Origin of the sequence: Neptuniibacter sp. PT8_73 (assembly GCF_047778045.1) — a bacterium.
Taxonomy (GTDB): domain Bacteria; phylum Pseudomonadota; class Gammaproteobacteria; order Pseudomonadales; family Balneatricaceae; genus Neptuniibacter.
Genome location: NZ_CP180545.1, coordinates 2,148,748 through 2,167,942, shown reverse-complemented (window position 1 = coordinate 2,167,942; position 19,195 = coordinate 2,148,748). Strand labels below are relative to the sequence as shown.

General features: G+C 44.8%; 16 protein-coding genes. 4 read left to right on the top strand and 12 right to left on the bottom strand.

What is annotated here, in order from left to right:
- Positions 1-3: 3 nt before the first annotated feature.
- The gene (locus ACMXYN_RS09640; RefSeq protein ID WP_415891633.1) at positions 4-762 is read left to right on the top strand and encodes a hypothetical protein; all 759 of its coding nucleotides are present in this window, start codon (positions 4-6) and stop codon (positions 760-762) included.
- 29 nt (positions 763-791) lie between these two features.
- Positions 792-1,079 (top strand): type VI secretion system PAAR protein, encoded by a 288-nt coding sequence (locus ACMXYN_RS09635; protein WP_415891632.1) that lies wholly within the window; start codon positions 792-794, stop codon positions 1,077-1,079.
- 139 nt (positions 1,080-1,218) lie between these two features.
- On the opposite strand, the gene ACMXYN_RS09630 is transcribed toward ACMXYN_RS09635, so the two are convergent.
- From ACMXYN_RS09630 to ACMXYN_RS09575, 12 genes are all read right to left on the bottom strand, one after another.
- Positions 1,219-1,497, bottom strand: a complete 279-nt coding sequence (locus tag ACMXYN_RS09630) for a hypothetical protein (protein WP_415891631.1) — start codon at positions 1,495-1,497, stop codon at positions 1,219-1,221.
- A gap of 43 nt (positions 1,498-1,540) precedes the next feature.
- A complete protein-coding gene (locus tag ACMXYN_RS09625; protein ID WP_415891630.1) occupies positions 1,541-2,557 on the bottom strand; it encodes a hypothetical protein in 1,017 nt (338 codons plus the stop codon).
- Positions 2,554-3,543, bottom strand: a complete 990-nt coding sequence (locus ACMXYN_RS09620) for a hypothetical protein (protein WP_415891629.1) — start codon at positions 3,541-3,543, stop codon at positions 2,554-2,556. The genes ACMXYN_RS09625 and ACMXYN_RS09620 overlap by 4 nt, the downstream gene beginning before the upstream one ends.
- Positions 3,544-3,569: 26 nt before the next feature.
- Positions 3,570-4,583 carry a hypothetical protein gene (locus tag ACMXYN_RS09615; RefSeq protein WP_415891628.1) on the bottom strand — a complete coding sequence of 338 codons (1,014 nt, stop codon included), beginning with the start codon at positions 4,581-4,583 and terminating at the stop codon, positions 3,570-3,572.
- Positions 4,580-5,572, bottom strand: coding sequence for a hypothetical protein (locus ACMXYN_RS09610; protein ID WP_415891626.1), 993 nt, complete (start codon positions 5,570-5,572; stop codon positions 4,580-4,582). The genes ACMXYN_RS09615 and ACMXYN_RS09610 overlap by 4 nt, the downstream gene beginning before the upstream one ends.
- A 12-nt stretch (positions 5,573-5,584) precedes the next feature.
- Positions 5,585-5,767 (bottom strand): hypothetical protein, encoded by a 183-nt coding sequence (locus ACMXYN_RS09605; protein WP_415891625.1) that lies wholly within the window; start codon positions 5,765-5,767, stop codon positions 5,585-5,587.
- 91 nt (positions 5,768-5,858) lie between these two features.
- Positions 5,859-6,860 (bottom strand): hypothetical protein, encoded by a 1,002-nt coding sequence (locus ACMXYN_RS09600; protein WP_415891624.1) that lies wholly within the window; start codon positions 6,858-6,860, stop codon positions 5,859-5,861.
- 183 nt (positions 6,861-7,043) lie between these two features.
- Positions 7,044-8,039, bottom strand: coding sequence for a hypothetical protein (locus tag ACMXYN_RS09595; protein WP_415891623.1), 996 nt, complete (start codon positions 8,037-8,039; stop codon positions 7,044-7,046).
- 11 nt (positions 8,040-8,050) lie between these two features.
- Entirely contained in the window at positions 8,051-11,590 is a 3,540-nt protein-coding gene (locus ACMXYN_RS09590; protein WP_415891622.1) for a hypothetical protein, read from the bottom strand.
- Between the two features lie 260 nt (positions 11,591-11,850).
- The gene (locus tag ACMXYN_RS09585) at positions 11,851-12,345 is read right to left on the bottom strand and encodes a hypothetical protein (RefSeq protein ID WP_415891621.1); all 495 of its coding nucleotides are present in this window, start codon (positions 12,343-12,345) and stop codon (positions 11,851-11,853) included.
- 150 nt (positions 12,346-12,495) lie between these two features.
- Positions 12,496-13,362 (bottom strand): DUF4123 domain-containing protein, encoded by an 867-nt coding sequence (locus ACMXYN_RS09580; protein ID WP_415891620.1) that lies wholly within the window; start codon positions 13,360-13,362, stop codon positions 12,496-12,498.
- Complete coding sequence (locus ACMXYN_RS09575; protein ID WP_415891618.1) at positions 13,359-15,479, bottom strand: type VI secretion system Vgr family protein; 2,121 nt, start codon at positions 15,477-15,479, stop codon at positions 13,359-13,361. Before ACMXYN_RS09575 ends, ACMXYN_RS09580 begins: the two co-directional genes overlap by 4 nt.
- Positions 15,480-15,826: 347 nt before the next feature.
- Here ACMXYN_RS09575 and tagH point away from each other — a divergent pair, with 347 nt between their 5' ends.
- Both tagH and ACMXYN_RS09565 read left to right on the top strand, forming a co-directional pair.
- Positions 15,827-17,293, top strand: a complete 1,467-nt coding sequence (tagH, locus tag ACMXYN_RS09570; protein WP_415891617.1) for a type VI secretion system-associated FHA domain protein TagH — start codon at positions 15,827-15,829, stop codon at positions 17,291-17,293.
- Positions 17,294-17,344: 51 nt separating this feature from the next.
- Entirely contained in the window at positions 17,345-19,120 is a 1,776-nt protein-coding gene (locus ACMXYN_RS09565) for a ShlB/FhaC/HecB family hemolysin secretion/activation protein (RefSeq protein WP_415891616.1), read from the top strand.
- Positions 19,121-19,195: the final 75 nt, after the last annotated feature.

Below are 19,195 nucleotides of genomic sequence, written 5' to 3'. Positions count from 1 at the left end.
GGAATGGCAACAACACTTCTAACATTAAGTAGACAGCATTCGGCTGGAAAGATCTCAACCGCTGACTACCGAGCGCAACGTCGTAATCTGGTGAATGAACAAGTCTTTCAGGTGGAAGATTGCACGCAGCCAGGTTTTGTTAACGAGCCTGAATTAACCGAAGTGGCTGACTCAACTTTACCTCCCGCTCAAACAGCGGATGAGCAAAGTGCGAATCAAGCTGCTCCTTTTTACCATCCGAATTCGTCTGCTGTCATACCAGAGCCTTCACAAACACCGGCTTATACAATCAGCGATAGATCTGAAAATCCGGTAGAGAGTAGTACGTTAAATACACGGAAAAGGCTTGAGGAATTGTCAAAACCTAAGTCTGAACCGGCCTATAATCATCAACCTGCTGAAGCACAGCATGTCTCATATAAAAAGATCTTATTAGCGTTGTTAATAGGCCTAGTTGTGACATCAATTATTACTGGCACGATGTTACTAACGCGAGATGAAAGACCTGCTATTGTTGTCGAAGACCCATTAATCACCAGTACTAACCTGCTTTTGGATAATCCCGATTGGCAGGTTGTCGATCTCAGAGTCTACCGAGTCCAGATTAAAGCGCAGAACCGTCCCATGCTTCCTGAGCAGCACGCGCTTTTAGATTCAGTGAATCTCTATCTATCTGTTCCACTAGGTGGCACTGCTAGCGAACTGGACGTAGAGGTTCAGTTACTTAAAGAAGATTTGTTGGTACTAAGAAACGTTAAATAAAGAATTGGAATTATTCTAAGGAGATTATCATGTCAAAAGCAGCCCGTTTAGGCGATATAGGCTCAGGCCATGGATGTTTCCCACCTACACCTGTTATTGCTGGAAGTGGCGATGTAGTAATCAACGGAATTCCTGCAGCAAGACAAGGTGATCCTCTAGCACCACATGGCTGCGGTAATTGTCCTCCACATGGCCGATCTATATCTGGTGGCTCAGGTACTGTATTTATCAATGGCAAGCCAGCTGCAAGAGTAGGAGACGGTATCGATTGTGGCGGCTCTATAGCAGTTGGATCCGGTGATGTGATTATTGGTTGAAGTAGCTAGAGCGCTGCGCTTCTAGTGGCTAGCGCCGAAGCCTTTACAGTGTCTTTTCAATCTTGAACGAGGCCAGAGTAAATTTAATGCTATTCATGCTAAAAATTACTCTGACTCTAATTATTTTGACTTAGTTATATTAAAGTATTCCAGGTAGTGATACCGGTGAAGATAGGAAGAATAAAAAAACGGCTAAGTAAAATAGTGCATGTATCCCTGCGATTGCTCCGGAAACTAACTTAACACGCCGGGATTTAGCACCAAGAAATATAAAAAGACAAAACAGCCCAATAACCCAGCCTGCATAGACAAGGTACATACCTGTTAATATTTCTCCATCAGGTAGAGATAAAGCAATCATCAGAACGACCATAGTCAGCACAAAGCAATTTAGTATCCATTGGTAAATTTCGCGCATAAAAATCCCTTTTTATTCAGTCCGCTTATTCTTTGCGCTGGTTTCATCCAGCTTGAGTTCCGCCATTAAACAGATCGATCTCTGGGCCTTGGGTGGGCTTAAAGCGTTGCTCGGCTTGGAGTTCAAGTAATGCCTCTTCAAACTCGACATCATCCATGGAGAACCAGTAATCAGGCTTACGGTTGTTTTTTGCATCCCAAGCAGCTGTTGTAGGGTCTTTTGCTCTGGCTGGTTCTAGTTCTGGGACATCAGGCATCGGCTGGCTGGTGTCCATATAGCGCTGGATCAGGTTCCAGATCCGCTTTAATTCATCCGGTTGTTGGCTGCTTGTGAAGGTATGCAGGGGAATGCTGTCGGAGTAACGATGATAACGGTGTACCAGATGGAGTTGATAGCTGAGTATCCCCTGATGATTGGGACTGCTGACTAGATAACAGTCGAACTCCGAGAAAGGGTGGCTGTATAGCTCTTTATTGTTTTTATAGCGGGTCACCATGCCAGTGCTGCGGCTGAAGGTGAAATGTTTAACTGCTTTCATAAACCAAGGCATGGGTAAATACCCACGCTCAGAGGCTTCAGCGTAGCCCCAGATTAGGACTGAAGGAAGGAAAACTAAAAGGGACATTGTAGTAATAGCATTAGATAAATCACTTATTGATACTGAATCATCAGTGACAAATAACCCTATAGTTACCGGAAAGAATATTGGCGCAACAAAAACACAAAACCCCTTAGCAAACATAGTTAAATAAAAATAAATCCGCCCCAATTTATTTAATGACCCCGCACTGTATTGGTTTTCGTCCCAGTGGGTTTCGCCTTTATTTTCTTTAAGGCGCTGCTTGATATCGGCTGGCGTGGGTTCCTCAATCATACTTACGGGGACGGTTTCATTGGCTCGACACCACGGCAGCGGATCACCGCCCTGCAGAAGCTTTGTCAGGATGCCCTGTTCTGGGCGGGGTTTCTGACAGGCAAAACTTTCACTGTTCCAGGCTGTTTCTGGATAGGGCTTTATCTGTTGGAAGTCCATTTCTGTTCGTTCATCCGTTAGTTTCATCCAGCTTGAGTACCACCATTAAAAAGATCGATCTCTGGGCCTTGGGTAGGTTTAAAGCGTTGCTCCGCTTGGAGTTCAAGTAGTGCTTCTTCAAACTCGACATCATCCATGGAGAACCAGTAATCAGGCTTACGGTTGTTTTTTGCATCCCAAGCAGCTGTTGTAGGGTCTTTTGCTCTAGCAGGTTCCAGTTCCGGTACATCAGGCATTGGCTGACTGGTGTCCATATAGCGCTGAATCAGGTTCCAGATGCGCTTTAACTCATCCGGTTGTTCGCTGGTGGTGAAGGTATGCAGAGGGATGCTGTCGGAGTAACGATGATACCGGTGTACCAGATGAAGTTGATAGCTCAGTATTCCCTGATGACTAGGGCTACTGACCAGATAACAGTCGAACTCTGAGAACGGGTGGCTGTAGAGCTCTTTATTGTTTTTGTAGCGAATTACATTACCGGTGCTACGGCTGAAGGTAAAGTGTTTGACCGCTTTCATAAACCAAGGCATGGGCAAGTATCCACGGCCCGAGGCTTCGAAGTACCCCCAGATTAGGCCGCATGGTAAAAAAATATAAATAAGAAAAAAAAGCATAATTTCGAAGAAACCAAGGAAATCAATGGTTTCGTCAATAAATACTAAGAAAAGTGTAGAAACAACAGATAAAGGAGCGAGCATTGTGCAAACGCCTTTAGAAATCGCAGCAAGGTAAAAGTAGATGAGCCCCCATTTATTTAACGACCCTGCACTGTACTGGTTCTCATCCCAATGGGTTTCATCTTTATTCTCTTCAAGGCGCTGTTTGATCTCGGCTGGCGTAGGTTCCTCAATCATACTGACGGGAACGGTTTCGTTGGCCTTGCTCCACGGTAGCGGATCGCCGCCCTGAAGAAGCTTTGTCAGGATTCCTAGCTCGGGACGTGGTTTCTGACAGGCAAAACTTTCACTGTTCCAGACCGTTTCTGGATAGGGCTTTATTTGTTGGAAGTCCATTTCTGTCCGTTCATCCCTTCGTGTTTTCAAGCTTGTGTGCCGCCATTAAAAAGATCGATCTCTGGGCCTAGAGAGGGCTTAAAGCGTTGCTCTGCTTGGAGTTCAAGTAGTGCCTCTGCAAACTCGTCATCATCCATGGAGAACCAGTAATTTGGTTTGCGATTGTTTTGAGCATCCCAAGCAGCAGTCGTAGGGTCTTTTGCTCTGGCAGGTTCCAGTTCTGGGACATCAGGCATCGGCTGGCTGGTGTCCATATAGCGCTGAATCAGGTTCCAGATGCGCTTTAACTCATCCGGTTGTTCGCTGGTGGTGAAGGTATGCAGAGGGATGCTGTCGGAGTAACGATGATAACGATGCACCAAATGAAGTTGATAACTCAGTATCCCCTGATGACTAGGGCTACTGACTAGATAACAGTCAAACTCCGAGAAAGGGTGGCTGTATAGCTCTTTATTGTTTTTATAGCGGGTCACCTTGCCAGTGCTACGGCTGAATGTAAAATGTTTGACCGCTTTCATAAACCAAGGTATAGGCAAGTATCCGCGGCCCGAGGCTTCAAAGTAGCCCCAGATTAGGGCTGAGGGGAGGAAAACGAAAGGTATAAATATATAGAGAGCTTCTTTTATTTCAGAAGCGCCCCAGTTTTCGAAGAGTATGAAGTGCAGAAGAGTAAGGACAGATGCAGGGCCTACGAATATACAAAAACCTTTACCTATTGCGGCAAGGTAAAAGTAAATTAATCCCCATTTATTTAATGATCCCGCACTATACTGGTTCTCATCCCAATGGGTTTCGCCTTTATTGTCTTGTAAACGTTGCTTGATCTCAGCTGGTGTGGGTTCCTCAATCATACTGACGGGAACGGTTTCATTAGCTCGACACCAGGGTAGTGGATCGCCTCCTTGTAGAAGCTTTGTTAGGATGCCCTGTTCGGGGCGGGGTTTCTGACAGGCAAAACTTTCACTGTTCCAGGCTGTTTCTGGATAGGGCTTTATCTGTTGGAAGTCCATTTCTGTCCGTTCATCCCTTCGTGTTTTCAAGCTTGAGTGCCGCCATTAAAGAGATCGATCTCTGGGCCTTGGGTGGGCATAAAGCGTTGCTCTGCTTGGAGTTCAAGTAGTGCCTCTGCAAACTCGTCATCATCCATGGAGAACCAGTAATCAGGTTTGCGGTTGTTTTTAGCATCCCAAGCCGCCGTAGTAGGGTCTTTGGCTCTGGCGGGTTCTAGTTCTGGTACATCAGGCATTGGTTGGCTGGTGTCCATATAGCGCTGGATCAGGTTCCAGATACGCTCTAACTCATCCGGTTGTTCGCTGCTTGTGAAGGTATGCAGGGGAATGCTGTCGGAGTAACGATGATAACGATGCACCAAATGGAGTTGATAGCTGAGTATGCCCTGATGGTTGGGACTGCTGACTAGATAACAGTCGAACTCTGAGAAAGGGTGGCTGTAGAGCTCTTTATTGTTTTTGTAGCGAATTACATTACCGGTGCTACGGCTGAAGGTAAAGTGTTTGACCGCTTTCATAAACCAAGGCATGGGTAAATACCCTCGCTCAGAGGATTCAGCGTAGCCCCAGATCAGACCTGAAGGAATAAAAACATAGAGCAGATATATGTATACCGGCTCGATTAAATCTAAATGTGTTATAGGTTCGTACATGAAAGGGAGAATAATCACAACCCCAATAAAGAATGGTAAGAACATTGTACAAATACCTTTACCGAAGACCGTCAGGTAAAAGTAAATTAATCCCCATTTATTTAATGACCCAGCGTTATATTGGTTCTCATCCCAGTGTGTTTCGTCTTTATTGTCTTTTAAGCGTTGTTTAATCTCGGATGGTGTGGGTTCTTCAATCATACTGACGGGAACGGTTTCATTAGCCCTGCTCCACGGTAGCGGATCACCTCCCTGTAGCAGCTTTAATAGAACTCCTTGTTTGGGGCGTGGTTTCTGGTTGCTGAACTGCTGACTGTTCCAGACGCTGTTTTGATATTTATCCTGCGCTGTTTCAATTTTATGCATTATAAGTCCTGTTTACTGTTCCCAGCCAAATTCATTAGCCCACCAGTATTCCCCTTTTTTAAAGGTTGGTGTGGTACTGGGGCTGCCGGCTTCTTCCTCTTTGTTTAACGGCGGGGTGGGGAAGGTATGTTCACCTATCAGTACAGGAATATTGTTAGAGTAAGAGGCTATTTCTGAGGAGTTATAGTCCATCATGATAATGCATATCCGTATGTATAGACCACTTCGCTCGCGAGTGGCTAGGACGCTACGCTTTTAGTGGCTAGCGCCCAAGTCCTTTCTATTTTTAAGCTACGAAAGGCTCGTCCGGTTTCTTCCAGCGTAATATATCTTCCGCTTGAAGAGGAATGGATTGTTGCTCTTTTGCTCTTCGCTTGAGTTCCGCCTGATATTGTTCCTCATCCATATTGCGCCAGAAGTGGCTATCACGGCCAGTTTCTTTGTCATACGCCGCTGTCGTAGGATCTAGATGGCGATAGGCCTCCGACATGATGTTATCCGGCATCGGGCGGCTGATATCCATGTACTGCTGCATCATATTCCAAAGCTGATAATACTCTTCAATAGGTGCGGTGAAGCCAAGTAAAGCGCCTAGGTCAACAGTATGCTTAGAGCCGTTGTAGCGATGAATTAAACGCATGGTGTAAAAGATCTCACCGTAGTTGCCTGGGTTGGAAGCGAGATAGCAGTCAAATTCATGGAAGGGAGCGGCGAAAACCTCTTTATCTTTTTTGTAGATATGTACCATGCCTGTTTGGCGGCTTAGCTCATAATCTTTACGTATTTTCATAAAGAAAGGTACTTTGCCGTTTCGGCCAGCGATTTTATGGTAGTAAAGCTGGAATAGAGCGCTAGAGCCAAAAAAATAGAAACAGAAGTTTAAAATTAATTCCCATGTTGCGATTACACGAGGATCGTCAATTCTGCCTTGTGAATAATCTACAGAAAATGATATACCTAGAGCTAAAATAGTTAAGGGGAAGAAAAAACATAAAAAAGTTTTGGTAGATGCACCTATAAAATAAAAAAGTGCTAAGCCAAGGTTTGCTTTGCCCTTGGTATAGTTTTGGTGATCCCAAGGGGATGCCATTTTCCTATATTTATAGTCGTCTAATTCAATTTCATCAGACAGTGAGTAGGGTACTTGTCCTGAGATTTGATTAAAGTTTAAGCGATCAGCATTAGCGAGCTTGAATTTTCCAAATACAGTCTGTTTTAACTCAGAAGCTTCAGACTCGGGAATATTCTTAGAGTTATAGGCAGTTATTGAATAGTGCTGGTCCGTCATTATGTAGCATTTCCGTATTTATAGACCGCTTTGCTCGAGAGTAGCTAGGACGCTGCGCTTCTAGTGTCTAGCGCCCAAGTCTTTGCAATATTGAATGGGGTCTAAGTAATTATAATTCTATCCGTACTAAAAAATTTCACACTGACTCCAGCTACTCTATTTCTTCCTTTTCGTCCGTTAGTGTCATCCAGCTTGAGTGCCGCCACTAAATAGATCGATCTCTGGGCCTTGGGTGGGCTTAAAGCGTTGTTTAGCTTGGAGCTCAAGTAGCGCCTCTTCAAACTCGACATCATCCATGGAGAACCAGTAATCTGGTTTGCGGTTGTTTTTTGCATCCCAAGCGGCTGTCGTAGGATCTTTTGCTCTGGCAGGTTCCAGTTCCGGAACATCAGGCATCGGCTGGCTGGTGTCCATATAGCGCTGGATCAGGTTCCAGATTCGCTTTAACTCATCTGGTTGTTCGCTGGTGGTGAAGGTATGCAGAGGGATACTGTCGTAGTAGCGATGATAACGGTGCACCAGATGGAGTTGATAGCTGAGTATTCCCTGATGGTTCGGGCTGCTGACCAGATAACAGTCAAACTCCGAGAAAGGGTGGCTGTATAGCTCTTTATTGTTTTTATATCGTGTCACCAAGCCAGTGCTGCGGCTGAAGGTAAAATGTTTAACTACTTTCATAAACCAAGGCATGGGCAAGTATCCACGGCCCGAAGCTTCGAAGTAGCCCCAGATTAGGGCTGAAGGGAGGAATATATATACTGTATATATATATATAGTGGTACTTAGATCTGAGTAGGTTACATCTTCATCGAAAAAAGAAGATACAAATATGAACAGGTAAAATGCAGGAGCTATCATGGTACAGATACCTTTACTGAAGGCTGTAAGGTAAAAGTAAATTAATCCCCATTTATTTAAAGACCCTGCATGGTAATGGTTCTCATCCCAGTGGGTTTCGCCTTTATTCTCCTTAAGGCGCTGCTTGATTTCGGCTGGTGTGTGTTCCTCAATCATGCTTACAGGAATTGTTGCATTAGCCTGGGTCCACGGCAGGGGATCGCCGCCCTGTAGAAGCTTTAGTAGAGCTCCTTGTTTGGGGCGCGGTTTCTGACAGGCAAAACTTTCACTGTTCCAGGCGCTGCCTTGATAGCTATCTTGCTGTGTTTCTATTTTATTCATCATAAGTCCTGTTACTGTTCCCAGCCAAATTCATCGGCCCACCAGTATTCCCCTTTTTTAAAGGTCGGTGTGGTACTGGGGCTGCCGGCTTCTTCCTCTTTGTTTAACGGCGGGGTGGGGAAGGTATGATCACCAATCTGTAGTTGGGCCCTCGTATGGAAATGAGCTTTATATTTGTAGCTGTAAGCGTTATTTCCTAGGAACTGGTATTCCATGTTGTCTCTAGGTACGGTTTTGTTGAATCGATAGAAGAAAATATGGCCGTTATCTCGCTTATGTTGATCGAGCAAAAGAGCGTCAGTAGAGTCGACCTGTTCGACACCCTCCGTTGGTTTATGATCACCTATGCGGCTGAATTTTTGGGTGCTAGTTAAGATGGCCTGTCGAGCATAGAAGTGAAGGGTTGGGTGCTCTGAGTTACTCAAGCCAAACAGGTTACTGGTGAGCCATACGCCGTGGGTAACGCCCTTGCCTGCCAATTTCCTGCGTTGCTCGTCGGATAACTCGATCTGATCTATCGGGTAGGTTTTAATCCGTAGGTTCATAATAAGGTTGATAAAATGCTGCCAGGCCTTGTCCGGTTGTTGCAGGTATTTATAGTCACCGGTTTGGTCAGGACGTGCGCCAAAGGGGCCGTTTTTAAGCCAGGTTTCCATGGGGCTGTCTTTAAACAACATATATAGGCCGAAGCCTACCAGAGCTATGGTTAGTCCGATCCAACCCAGAGGACTCATTAGGAAGGTGGCAGTATAGAGGCTGCCAAAGGTGGATAGGCCGGTTCCAATTGCGACCATCGCCATGGCTGCGGCAGCATCTTTATCTTGAGCGGAAATTAATAAACAGGTATCCCAAACGGCAATTGCTGTGGTTAAGGCTCCACCGGCCAGTCCGGCAATTTTGAGCCTGCTTAGATTCCTTTCAAGATGCAAACCTAAAGAGGGAGCGGAGAGGAATTTGATAGCACTTGGGGGTAACTTAATAATGGTCTTGGTTGTATATGTGGCTAAACGGCCTGTTTCTTGTGTCAGAAAGTTGGAAGCATTGACTAAAGCAACCCCTAGATCCAAAGCAGCACTAAATTGAACGGTTTTAGAATACAGGAATGATCGGCCTTCAGTGGCAGCAACAGTCCTTTGCAAATTGACGATCTCCAGCGCAACTATAAAGTAGGGCATTCCCAGCGACGCATAGGCTTGCCCAGCAGTTGCGACTTTCTTGGTCTGGGGTTCGAGTTTGTCTGCCAGATCAGCCTCTTTCATTAATTGTTCGGTCTTCATCTGGGTAATAGGGTTATTCTCTGGTACCACCAGCAACTTCAGATCGACTTTACTGCTGACGGCAGCGCCTTGTAGCTTGGTGCCTTTGAGGCTACGTTGATTGGTGGATGCGAGCAGTTTATCGTTACTATCCTTAAGTACGCCGTAACGTTTACCGGCTGCTCGCTTACGCTGCCCTTCGGTTAGGCCAAAACTTAGCCCCGCTTTTTTACTGTGTACTCCAACAACATTGGCACTTGCAATCGGTTCGCCGGAGGTGGGGATATAGGTTGCTTGGCCCATGCTATCCGGAGCCATCTGTTTACTCAGACGGAGATTGTCGAGGTAGGCGGCTCTGAATTCGACAGTTTCTACCATTTGGTTAAGGCTGGCGCGGGCATTAGCTTTGTTCTGCAGCGCTAGCATAGCCGTATAAAAACCACTGAGGACACCATCGGCGGTATTTAGGATGCGGCGGCTGATGCCAAAGCTGTCTTCACTGTTTTCGCTGCTTTTAATGTTATCGCCCAGCAAGAGTGCCTGATCACGGTTTTCTATTTGATCATCTAGCAGTAGGGTGTCACCGGCCCAGCGTGCAACATTGTTCGCGGTTGCTAGGCCGCTGCCGTCGTTTATTGGTGCGGGTGGGATGTAGGCTATTTCCAGTGGAACCTGATCCTTAGGTGGGTAGAGCAAAGCATGCAGTGGGTGGAAGATACCTTGGTTATAGAAATTGGCGATAATGTCATGGCCAGGCCAGTCTTGCGGTTGCTGGTTGTCTTGCAGCGGATCGATAGCGGCGAGGTTAAGGCTCAAGGCTTGGAAAGCATTACCGACGAGACGATAGGCACCAGGCGCTCCGCGGTCCAGACTGGTGAAATCCCGCACTGCCGCAGCCGTAGCCGGGTTATCCAACGTTTTTCCAAGGTTTTTTTGGAATTGCGCCATATCTTTATGGCAGCGTTGGCGCTCTATGGTGCGTAGTGTGCGCTGAAATACCCCAATAGGGCTGTAGTTAAAGCTATCTAAGTGTTTGTGGTTAGGGTTTTCTTCACCGTTGGGTAGTTTATCTGGCACTACAAAACGTTGCACCAGTTCGGCGCTTTGAAAGTATTTCTGCTGACTTGCGTCGTCCATAATATAGAATAGGCAAGAACTGACCTGCATGGCCATACTGGTGTGATGGCGGAGTTCGAAAATTGGGTCGGGTAACACAATAAGTTTCAGCTGGCGGGTTCTGGCATCGGACAAGTAGTCGATAGAACTGCGGGCTTGCCAGAGACTGTCTTCCTGACTATCAGCATTTAATTGTTTGTTGTATTGGGCTACACGGGCGCCGTATTCGTATCGCTGCTGAGTGCCATTTTCCAGTGTCGATAGAAGATCGCTGCTGTCTTGACGAAGTGCGTTGACCTCGTAACTTACACCGTCGTATAGATTGTATAGGTGGTTGCCACTGAGGTCGCGATTATAGAGGCTGGGATCGGCAAGTTGTTCTTCGATCTCAGGTTCACGTAGGCGCATCGTCTTCAAGGTGGTGTTCAGCTTGTCACCCAGCGTATTAATGCTTTGGTGAGTAATAACGCTGGTGCGTAGTTTGAGGATGTTCTTATTCTCAGGGTTTTCGAGAAAGTTCAGATAGGCGGCGCTCCACTGAACCTCTGAGTAGGCAACATGTAAATGCTGAGAACTACCATTGGCTTTGGTTGGTAGCCAAATATCTTTGAGTGGTTTGCCAACCGCTTTGCGTGGCTCTTTCTTAAATGGCTTTTCAAAGCCCTCTCGGTGCAGAGAAAGGTGGATGTCACGAAACTCTGGACCTATATTTTCCTTGTTTATTACCTCAATCTCGCGCCATAACTGATTGTCTTTAAAAATATAAAGGTAGCCATTACGCGTAGGAGCCATATGTTGCTCTGGGTATTGCGCTGGTTGAACACTAGGAAGAACGGTTAGAGGAACGACGGCTTGAAGATGATAATTCTGTTCGTGATTATTCTCTTTCTGTTGGTATTTCTGCTCATCGACTTTGGTAAACAGGGGCAGTTTGATTGGTCCACCTTCGTCACATTCAATGCTGAGCCACACGTTGCGTTTTTCGGTTTCAGGTGTCCAGTTCCAGCTAAAAACACTATAGCCAGCGACTTCGACTAACTTCTGTTTGGCTTCGATATATTCCTGTTGTACTTGATCTGTGTGATCGTAGAATTGAAATGACTGCGTGGTATCGTGGCTGACGCCATTGACGCTGATGAAAAAATCGCAGTCTAAACAGGAGCTCTTTGGACGTGACATCTGAATTATTCCTTTAATTCTCAAGCCGTCTGGTGACAGACGCAGTGTATAACGCTATTGGCTTCGCTGCCTTAGGCATGCGAAGTCTAAGCTATATGCATTTAAGTGTTAATAGGCAGTGTTTAGAATGTTGGTCGAAATCATAACAACAGCCGCGAAATCATATTGATAAAGTAGGTTTATGTTTGACTCTAAGATCAGGGGGGCCATTGAGAGATAAGCCAAAAGCTGGATCTGACCCAGAGAATTTCGATCATTCGTTATAGTTCGAGATCAATATTAAGAAGGTCAGCTCCCCAGTAAAGGAGGTCTTGTACCCAGCGATGGAATTTATTGTGTTCTGGGTTCAATGCACAATTCTTAGCTCGAAATATGTGATCCACCTTGCCATCTTCAAATTTAATATCTAAAAAATCCAAGTAGTTTGTATATGGATCGTACCAGATCAATATCTCTTTGCTTTCATCGTACTTGTGAGCAAAATTCCATGCCATTAGGGCTGATTTGGAGTTGTAATATTTATAGTAGTGATAATCATAGTAGTGTAAATATGTTTCTGACCTTGGATAGATCTCTGGGGTAGTTTTTAAACTATCAATTACTTGGGGGAAAGTATCTCCGATCTTTATGCCATAGCCGCCGCCCTCGGTTATTAAATCGTTAATCGATTCATATTTACATTTACCTATGCCAAACAATGTTAATGAGACTAATGCTAAGATCGCGGTTATGATCAAGTACTTAAAAATTCTCACAATTTTTCCTTAATTGAAATGCTTGTTAGGGGCTTTACACACCAGAAAGCTTCAGGTTAAAAGGCATGCCTATTCAAAGAGCTAGATACAGTAACTCGCTCTTTAAAAATTTAGCTCGATAGCCATACGCAAGCGTTGGTTCGAGGTTTTTTACCAGTAAAACTCCATACCCTGTTGTTGCATCCTTTCTAGCAGCGATAAACGTTGGGGGTTGTCTAACTTTTTAAGCTGGGCTAATAGTTTTTTCGCGTGATCAGGGTGTTGGTTGATCGCTTGGAAAAATAGATGGGTCATCTCTGTGTTATTAAACATGTCGAGGGTTTCAGCCTGTATGGTCAGTGCTCGTATGTTTTTGAATTCAGAGAGGCTTAGCTCAATCTCATCACTTGTTTGCCAGTTAAGGATCATTTGATCGATCGGCCCAATCTTTAAAGCTGATTGTTGTGTTTCGGTTAGCGCGTAATCTTGGTTGGTATTTACAACGTGTAGCTGGTTATCAGCTGCTTCATTAGTTTGGACTCTCCAAGCGATCTCATCTTGAATGTTTGCTAATGGTGAATACCAGATGATGGCGCTGATGCAGTTCATCCATTCAAGGGTGTCGGCTTTAGATGATTCCGAGAACAGGTAATGAGCCACGGCAGGCAGTTGGTAGTGCAGTACGCCTTTTTGCTCATTACCAAATTTTACGAACAATCGATTACGGAGCAGCGTGATCAACTGTGCAAAGCTAACCTCTGTTGGCGCATAGATTAAGATCCCTTGCCAACCTGTTTTTGTTTCGGCGTTATGTTCAAACACTTTTAGAATAGCGCTCTGTTCTTTGATTTCGCACAGCCATGGGCTGGCATGACTCAAAGATTCTAGTGGCGTTGTTTCAAATAGCGGCGCTCGATAAGTATCAGTGTTTGTATAGAGGTCGCGAAGCATCTCTTTATGAGGGCTTGCCAGTAGATACAGGCGCTGAGAACTCTCGATATCTGTTTTTAGTCGAGTAATTAGATTGTTAAGCTTCATTTATTGTTACCGCACGGGCAGTGGCTAAGTGGGCAGCTACCATCTGTTTGTAGCTGACACATTTCAGTAATTGGGAGGTTCGCTTGGCGATCACTCTCCATGCGGTGGGCCATAAGTGCAGATGAACTCCAGGGCGATTCGGTAGCTAACTGCGGTGTCACATTACCTGCTTTGTCTATATCTGCTTCAAGCGGTGGTGTTGGTGGAATAGGTGAGGCTTTTTGCGCCGAAGGTGCTGAGCCACCTGAGTTAAGGTTTACCTTTGCGCCATTAACCGTTACGCCGCCCGGGTTTACATTAATGCCGCTGCCACCGGCGGATAAAACCATATCAACGCCAGCTTCGAGTACGATTTTGTTACCCGCTTTGATATGGATATTTTGACCGGCACCGGTGGTTTGATTCTGTTTTATCTGGATATGACGTTCTTTATCGACAATGAGGTGCTGGTCATTGTCGCTTTGGCGATGGAAGTTACCGTCGGTTAAGGCGTTTTCCTTCGCGCGGAATTCACGGTATTCGTTGTTGATCTGTATCCAGTGATGATCTTGGCCGACCCATTCTTTGTGATCGTTTTTAACGCGTTGATCAAAGTCTTTTTGGGCATGAATAAAAACTTGTTCTTGAGCTTTTAAGTCTTCAATGCGGATTTCATTAAAACCTTCACCGCCTTTTGTGGAGTTGGTTTTAATGGTGCTCATGGTTTTGCGCTCTGGAAGCGGGTAAGGAGTGCGGTTTAAACCATGATAGACCCTGCCGGTAATGATAGGGCGATCTGGATTGCCATCTAGGAAATCGACAATGACCTCTTCACCAATACGTGGAATAAAAATGCCGCCGAAAGCGCCACCAGCGTGGTTTTGGCTGACCCGTATCCAGCAGGAGCTTTGTTCATCCATCTGGCCTTCGCGATCCCAATGGAATTGCACTTTAACGCGGCCGTGTTCGTCGGTGTAAATCTCTTCACCTTCGGGACCGGTAACAATTGCTGTTTGGGTACCTTTTATTTTGGGGCGAGGTGTTTTTCTTGCTGGGGTAAAAGGTGTTGTAAAAGGTATACCGTGAATAAGGTTGGTATATTTAGAGCCTTCGGTTGTTGCGCCAACTTCTAATACTTGTGGTTGCGCACAATTATGCTCAATATGAGTAATTAAATACTCAATATTGTGCGTTTCAACTTCGTGATCAGTTAATTCAAAACTATAGCCAGGAAGTAATCTATTAATATCTGATTCGGCAATAATATGTTTTCTAAAACTATTATTCGCTTGGTTTAAATTCGTTGATAAACCATCACCACGATCTGATTCAATAAACTCACCAGGGTATTCGTAGATCTCCAAAGGGGTATCTAGTTCGTGGCTATCATCAGAGGCTAAGGTGAGATTGGGCTTTTTAAAGTCGTAATCTCGGATGGATACTTTGCCACTTTTAACGGCCTCTCTATAGCGGAACTTGAAGATGTGCTGTTCGCGGACAGCGCCTTGAGCATCATGAAAGTAGGGGAGTTCTTTTTCGCCGCTAATCGGATGATTAGTTAGTGATGAATCAGTAAAAACAAGGACATGCTTGTCATAGTGGTGTTCGAAGTAGTAGAGAATCCCTTCGAATTCTAACAGGCGTTGAATAAAGTCTTTATCGCTTTCTCTGTACTGTACGCAGTATTCTCTCGGTGCATAGGAATTGCTAAGCTCAAAACGGAATTCATCAGCCTGTAGGCCTGATTCTGTAAGGGTTTGAGTGATGATCTCTTGTGCAGATTTAAATTGAAATATACGGCTGTTTATTCGATAACGAAGCGGCCATAACTTGGGAACAAGGGTGATGTAATAGGTGGTTTGCTTAACCCCGGTTTCACCTAGTTCTGCGGTAGAAATGATGCCGTGAATGTAGCGAGTATGCTCATTTTCATCGCAGCTTTGATCCAAAAGCTTTACTACTGCTGAGCGGTTTAGAAGCGAGACGAGGTCTATTTCTGGGTTTTCAGATACAACTTCTAACGATATTTCAAAGGCCGTTGAGAGTGTCTCAAAACCACTCATACGGACGAGCTGAAAGGTATCGTCTTGCTCTGCAATGTTAAAGAAAAAGCGCTCTTCATCCGCTTTCAGAAACATGTAAGTTCCCTCTTATGTTCCTATAGGTTGGGCCAGTAAAAATAAAGATGCTTCCCGCATCTAAATAAAGTTTGTCACCATAACCTAATGCATTAAATAAGTTAATTGTTTTTATTAGCAGGTTGTGTGCCAAAGAAATAATATTTATTTTTGAATTAATGTTCGTTTTTTTATTGTGAATAAATTTTCTCATTTACCCAAAAAAAAAGGGGTTTTATGGGGCTTTTATTCTCATTTATATTGCTGTATCTTGCCTGCACAAATTGATCCAATGGTAGTAAATTACATTAAGTAAGTAGCCTTGTTTCATTTAATACGGATGTTGGTTTTTAATGTAGGGATGATTTATGTCGGCTATTTTGCAGCTCAGACTTATTGCGTTTAGGGGATTGGCGCCAGCTGTTTCTCAAGTACGTGAGTTTGATCAAGACGAGGTTCTTATCGGTCGTGCGCCAGATAATGACTTTGTGGTCGAAGATCCTGAGCGTTACTGTTCCCGATACCACGCCCGTTGCTACCGCGCAGATAATCAATTCTTTGTTGAAGATACAAGCACTCCGGGTACTCAAGTTAATGCAGGGCATCACTTAGGAAGAGGGCATCGTCATCGCTTAGTGAGTGGTGATCTACTGCATATTGGGGAGTGTCAGATTCAAGTTGATCTTATCGAGTCTGCTCAGCCAGTAGCTGCCCAAGAAGTGGGTGCTTTTTCCATCGATGATTTCTTCTCTGATGGTGGTGCCTCTGATCAAATTGAAGCACCTGTAAATAAAGTTCCACCGCCTAATATTCCGCACACGACCTCTGCAGATTTTTACGATTCCATAGCGCCGCAAAATAATATGCCTTCTAGTCATGTTGATAGCTATGAGGTTGAGCCGCAAGAGCAGCATTTTGCTAATCCAGCTACATCCGTAAGTATTGAGCAGAATGCTGCCCAGGCTGTAACTATGCAAGCTGTAACTATGGATGATGCGCCAGTAGCGCCTGTCCCAGTAGAACAGCCTTACATTGAGCAGCATTTGAATGCTTATGATCAGGCTGTTGTGATGCCCGAGGTCAGCGCATCGCCTGTCAATTCACAGATCAGTGACGCGCTAATTCCTGAAGTGCAGCCGGTCCCTTCGACCGTACAACAGGCTCCAGCTCATGAGGCTGTAGTTCGGGAGGCTATAGTTCAGCAGGCTTCAGCTCAACAAAGTCAGGCCCAGCAAACTCCTAAAAGCGATGTTGATAGTTTAGCGATTAAAGCATTTTTACAGGGCTTAGATGTTCAACCTTCTGATCTTGTAGGGCGAAATAAAGAAGAGATTATGTTCTCTGCAGGTCAGATGCTGCGAGTTTTAACTCAAGGCATTATGGAGATTTTGCTTAGCCGTAATGATGTAAAAAAAGAGTTTGGCATGGATGTTACTCGTATCGGTGCTCAACAGAATAACCCTCTTAAATTTAGCCAGAACTCAGGTGAAGCGATGATCAAACTGCTGACTGAGGCGGAAGGCTATATGTCTGCACATGAAGCAGTTAAAGAAGGGGTTGTGGATGCAAAAGCCCATCAAGTGGCAGTTATGTCGGGTATGCAGAGCGCGATTGTGTCTATGTTAGAACGTTTTCGACCTGAATCACTCGAAGAGCAATTAACTTCGAAGTTTGTCCTTTCCCGGAAAGGGAAATACTGGGAGATGTATAAGGACGCATACCAGCAACTTGTATCTGAAGCAGAGGATGATTTTAGCGCTCTGTTTGGCGATGAGTTTACGCAGGTTTATCAGCAACAGGTTCGAGAGATCGAGTCGAGTTATTCGCAAGATTAATTTTTCAAAATCTTAGATTCATTGATTTACTGTAAAAGGGATTTTTAAGTAGTGAGCAACCGTAATTTAGTCACTTGTTATACCTCTGCATTGTTTGTAGGCATGTCGCTTTCTGTTAATGCGCAGACGCTGCCGGATGCGGCGACTCCAGGTGCAATCAGTGAACCGAAGCCTGATCTTCTAGTTAAGCCAAACAATGATCTTCAACTAAGTATTCCTGCTAAGAAGGATCGTCCGCTAGATCTTGATTCTGGACCTGTAATCCAAGTGAAACGGATATCTCTTTATGAACTTGGTGGTAAGGATAAAAGTCAGCAAGTACTTGTGGATAATCAACAGGTTAACCAGATTATTCAAGATAGTATTGATAAGCATGTAGATGGATTTACGCTTGGGCAGTTACAAAGTTTAACTGATCAGGTAACCAACTTTTATCGTCAACAAGGTTGGATTCTTGCGACTGTTTATTTGCCTGCGCAAGAAGTTGATTCTGGTGAAGTTGTCTTTCACTTATTGCCTGGCAAATTAGATTTGGTACGTGTGCAAGGTGAGTCGTCTTATTCTGTCGATCAGCTTACCCATCCATTTTCGGATTCGCTGCAAACCACACTGGATAAAAACGCTACAGAAGCTTCGTTGTTAACCGTTTTGGATTACCCCGGAATTTCTGTTTCGGGTGTTTTAGAGCCGGGCGAAGAGGTTGGAACGACTAACTTGAATCTGTCTGTTAACAGTGAAGATCGATTTGCAGGGATCATTTATCTAGATAACAAAGGTTCGTTTTACTCCGGTGAAGAGAGATTGGGTGCGGGTTTAATCTTTAATAACCCATTCGGCTTGATCGACCAGCTTCGCCTTGATGGAATGATCCAAAATAAGCCTCAAGCGGAGGGCGATGAATCAGTTGATCATGCTTTGTTTGGTGGTATCTCTTATACGGCTCGCCCTTTTGATCCCGCGTATGAATTGAGCTTTGAGCATTCTCGAAATCAGTATGACATTGGTCGTGAGCTGGCTGAGTTTGGATTTGAAGGTAAGGCAAAGCGTACTTCATTTGGTGTAAAGCGACAGCTGCGTAGAAGTAGGATTTTTAACGACTATGTTCGTTTTAATTTAAACCTGAATGATGCACAAACCCTTCGAGATGGTGAATCTGAGTCTAGAGATAAGCTTACGTCAGTGCAGTTTGCTTACAGCCTTGATTATACGGACGGTCTGATTGGAGGAGGGTATTCGGCATTAAACCTTGTCTACCGTAGAGGGCTGGAAAGTACGTTTGGAAGCTTAAGTAATGGGGATGAGCAGATCAGTCGATTGACCGACAGTGGTCGTGCGCCTATGGATTACTCTAAGTGGAAATTGAGTGCGTCACGCTATCAACGTTTTATTGCTAACACTTCTCTGCGCATGCGTTTGGATATGCAGTATTCAGCTGATCCTTTGGTATCTCTTGAACAATTTTCCATTGGGGGCTCGGATAGCGTAAGGGCTTACCCTGGCGCTGAATATATGGCTGATAAAGGCGTATTTGCCAGTATTGAATGGATTACACCGATACCTTTCATTGCAGAAAAACCAGCTTTCGGCAACCGCACTTGGGGCGATGTACTGCAGTTCTCTGCGTTCTTCGATTACGGCAAAGGCTATAAGAACGAAGCGCTTTCGACTGAGGAAGATGAGTCCGAGCTGTATGGCTCAGGTTTGGGGATTAGATTTGCCCCACTGGATAATTTAGAGCTAAACATCTCGGTTGCTGAAGCGGGCGCAGAAAAACCAAGCAATGGCCGAGAGCCGCAAATTTTTGCTGATTTGATTTTCCAGTTTTAAAGGGACTTTCTGAGAAAACTCAGGTTTATCAAATCTAAAAACGATTTTTCATTTTACGAATTAAGGCGTAAGCCA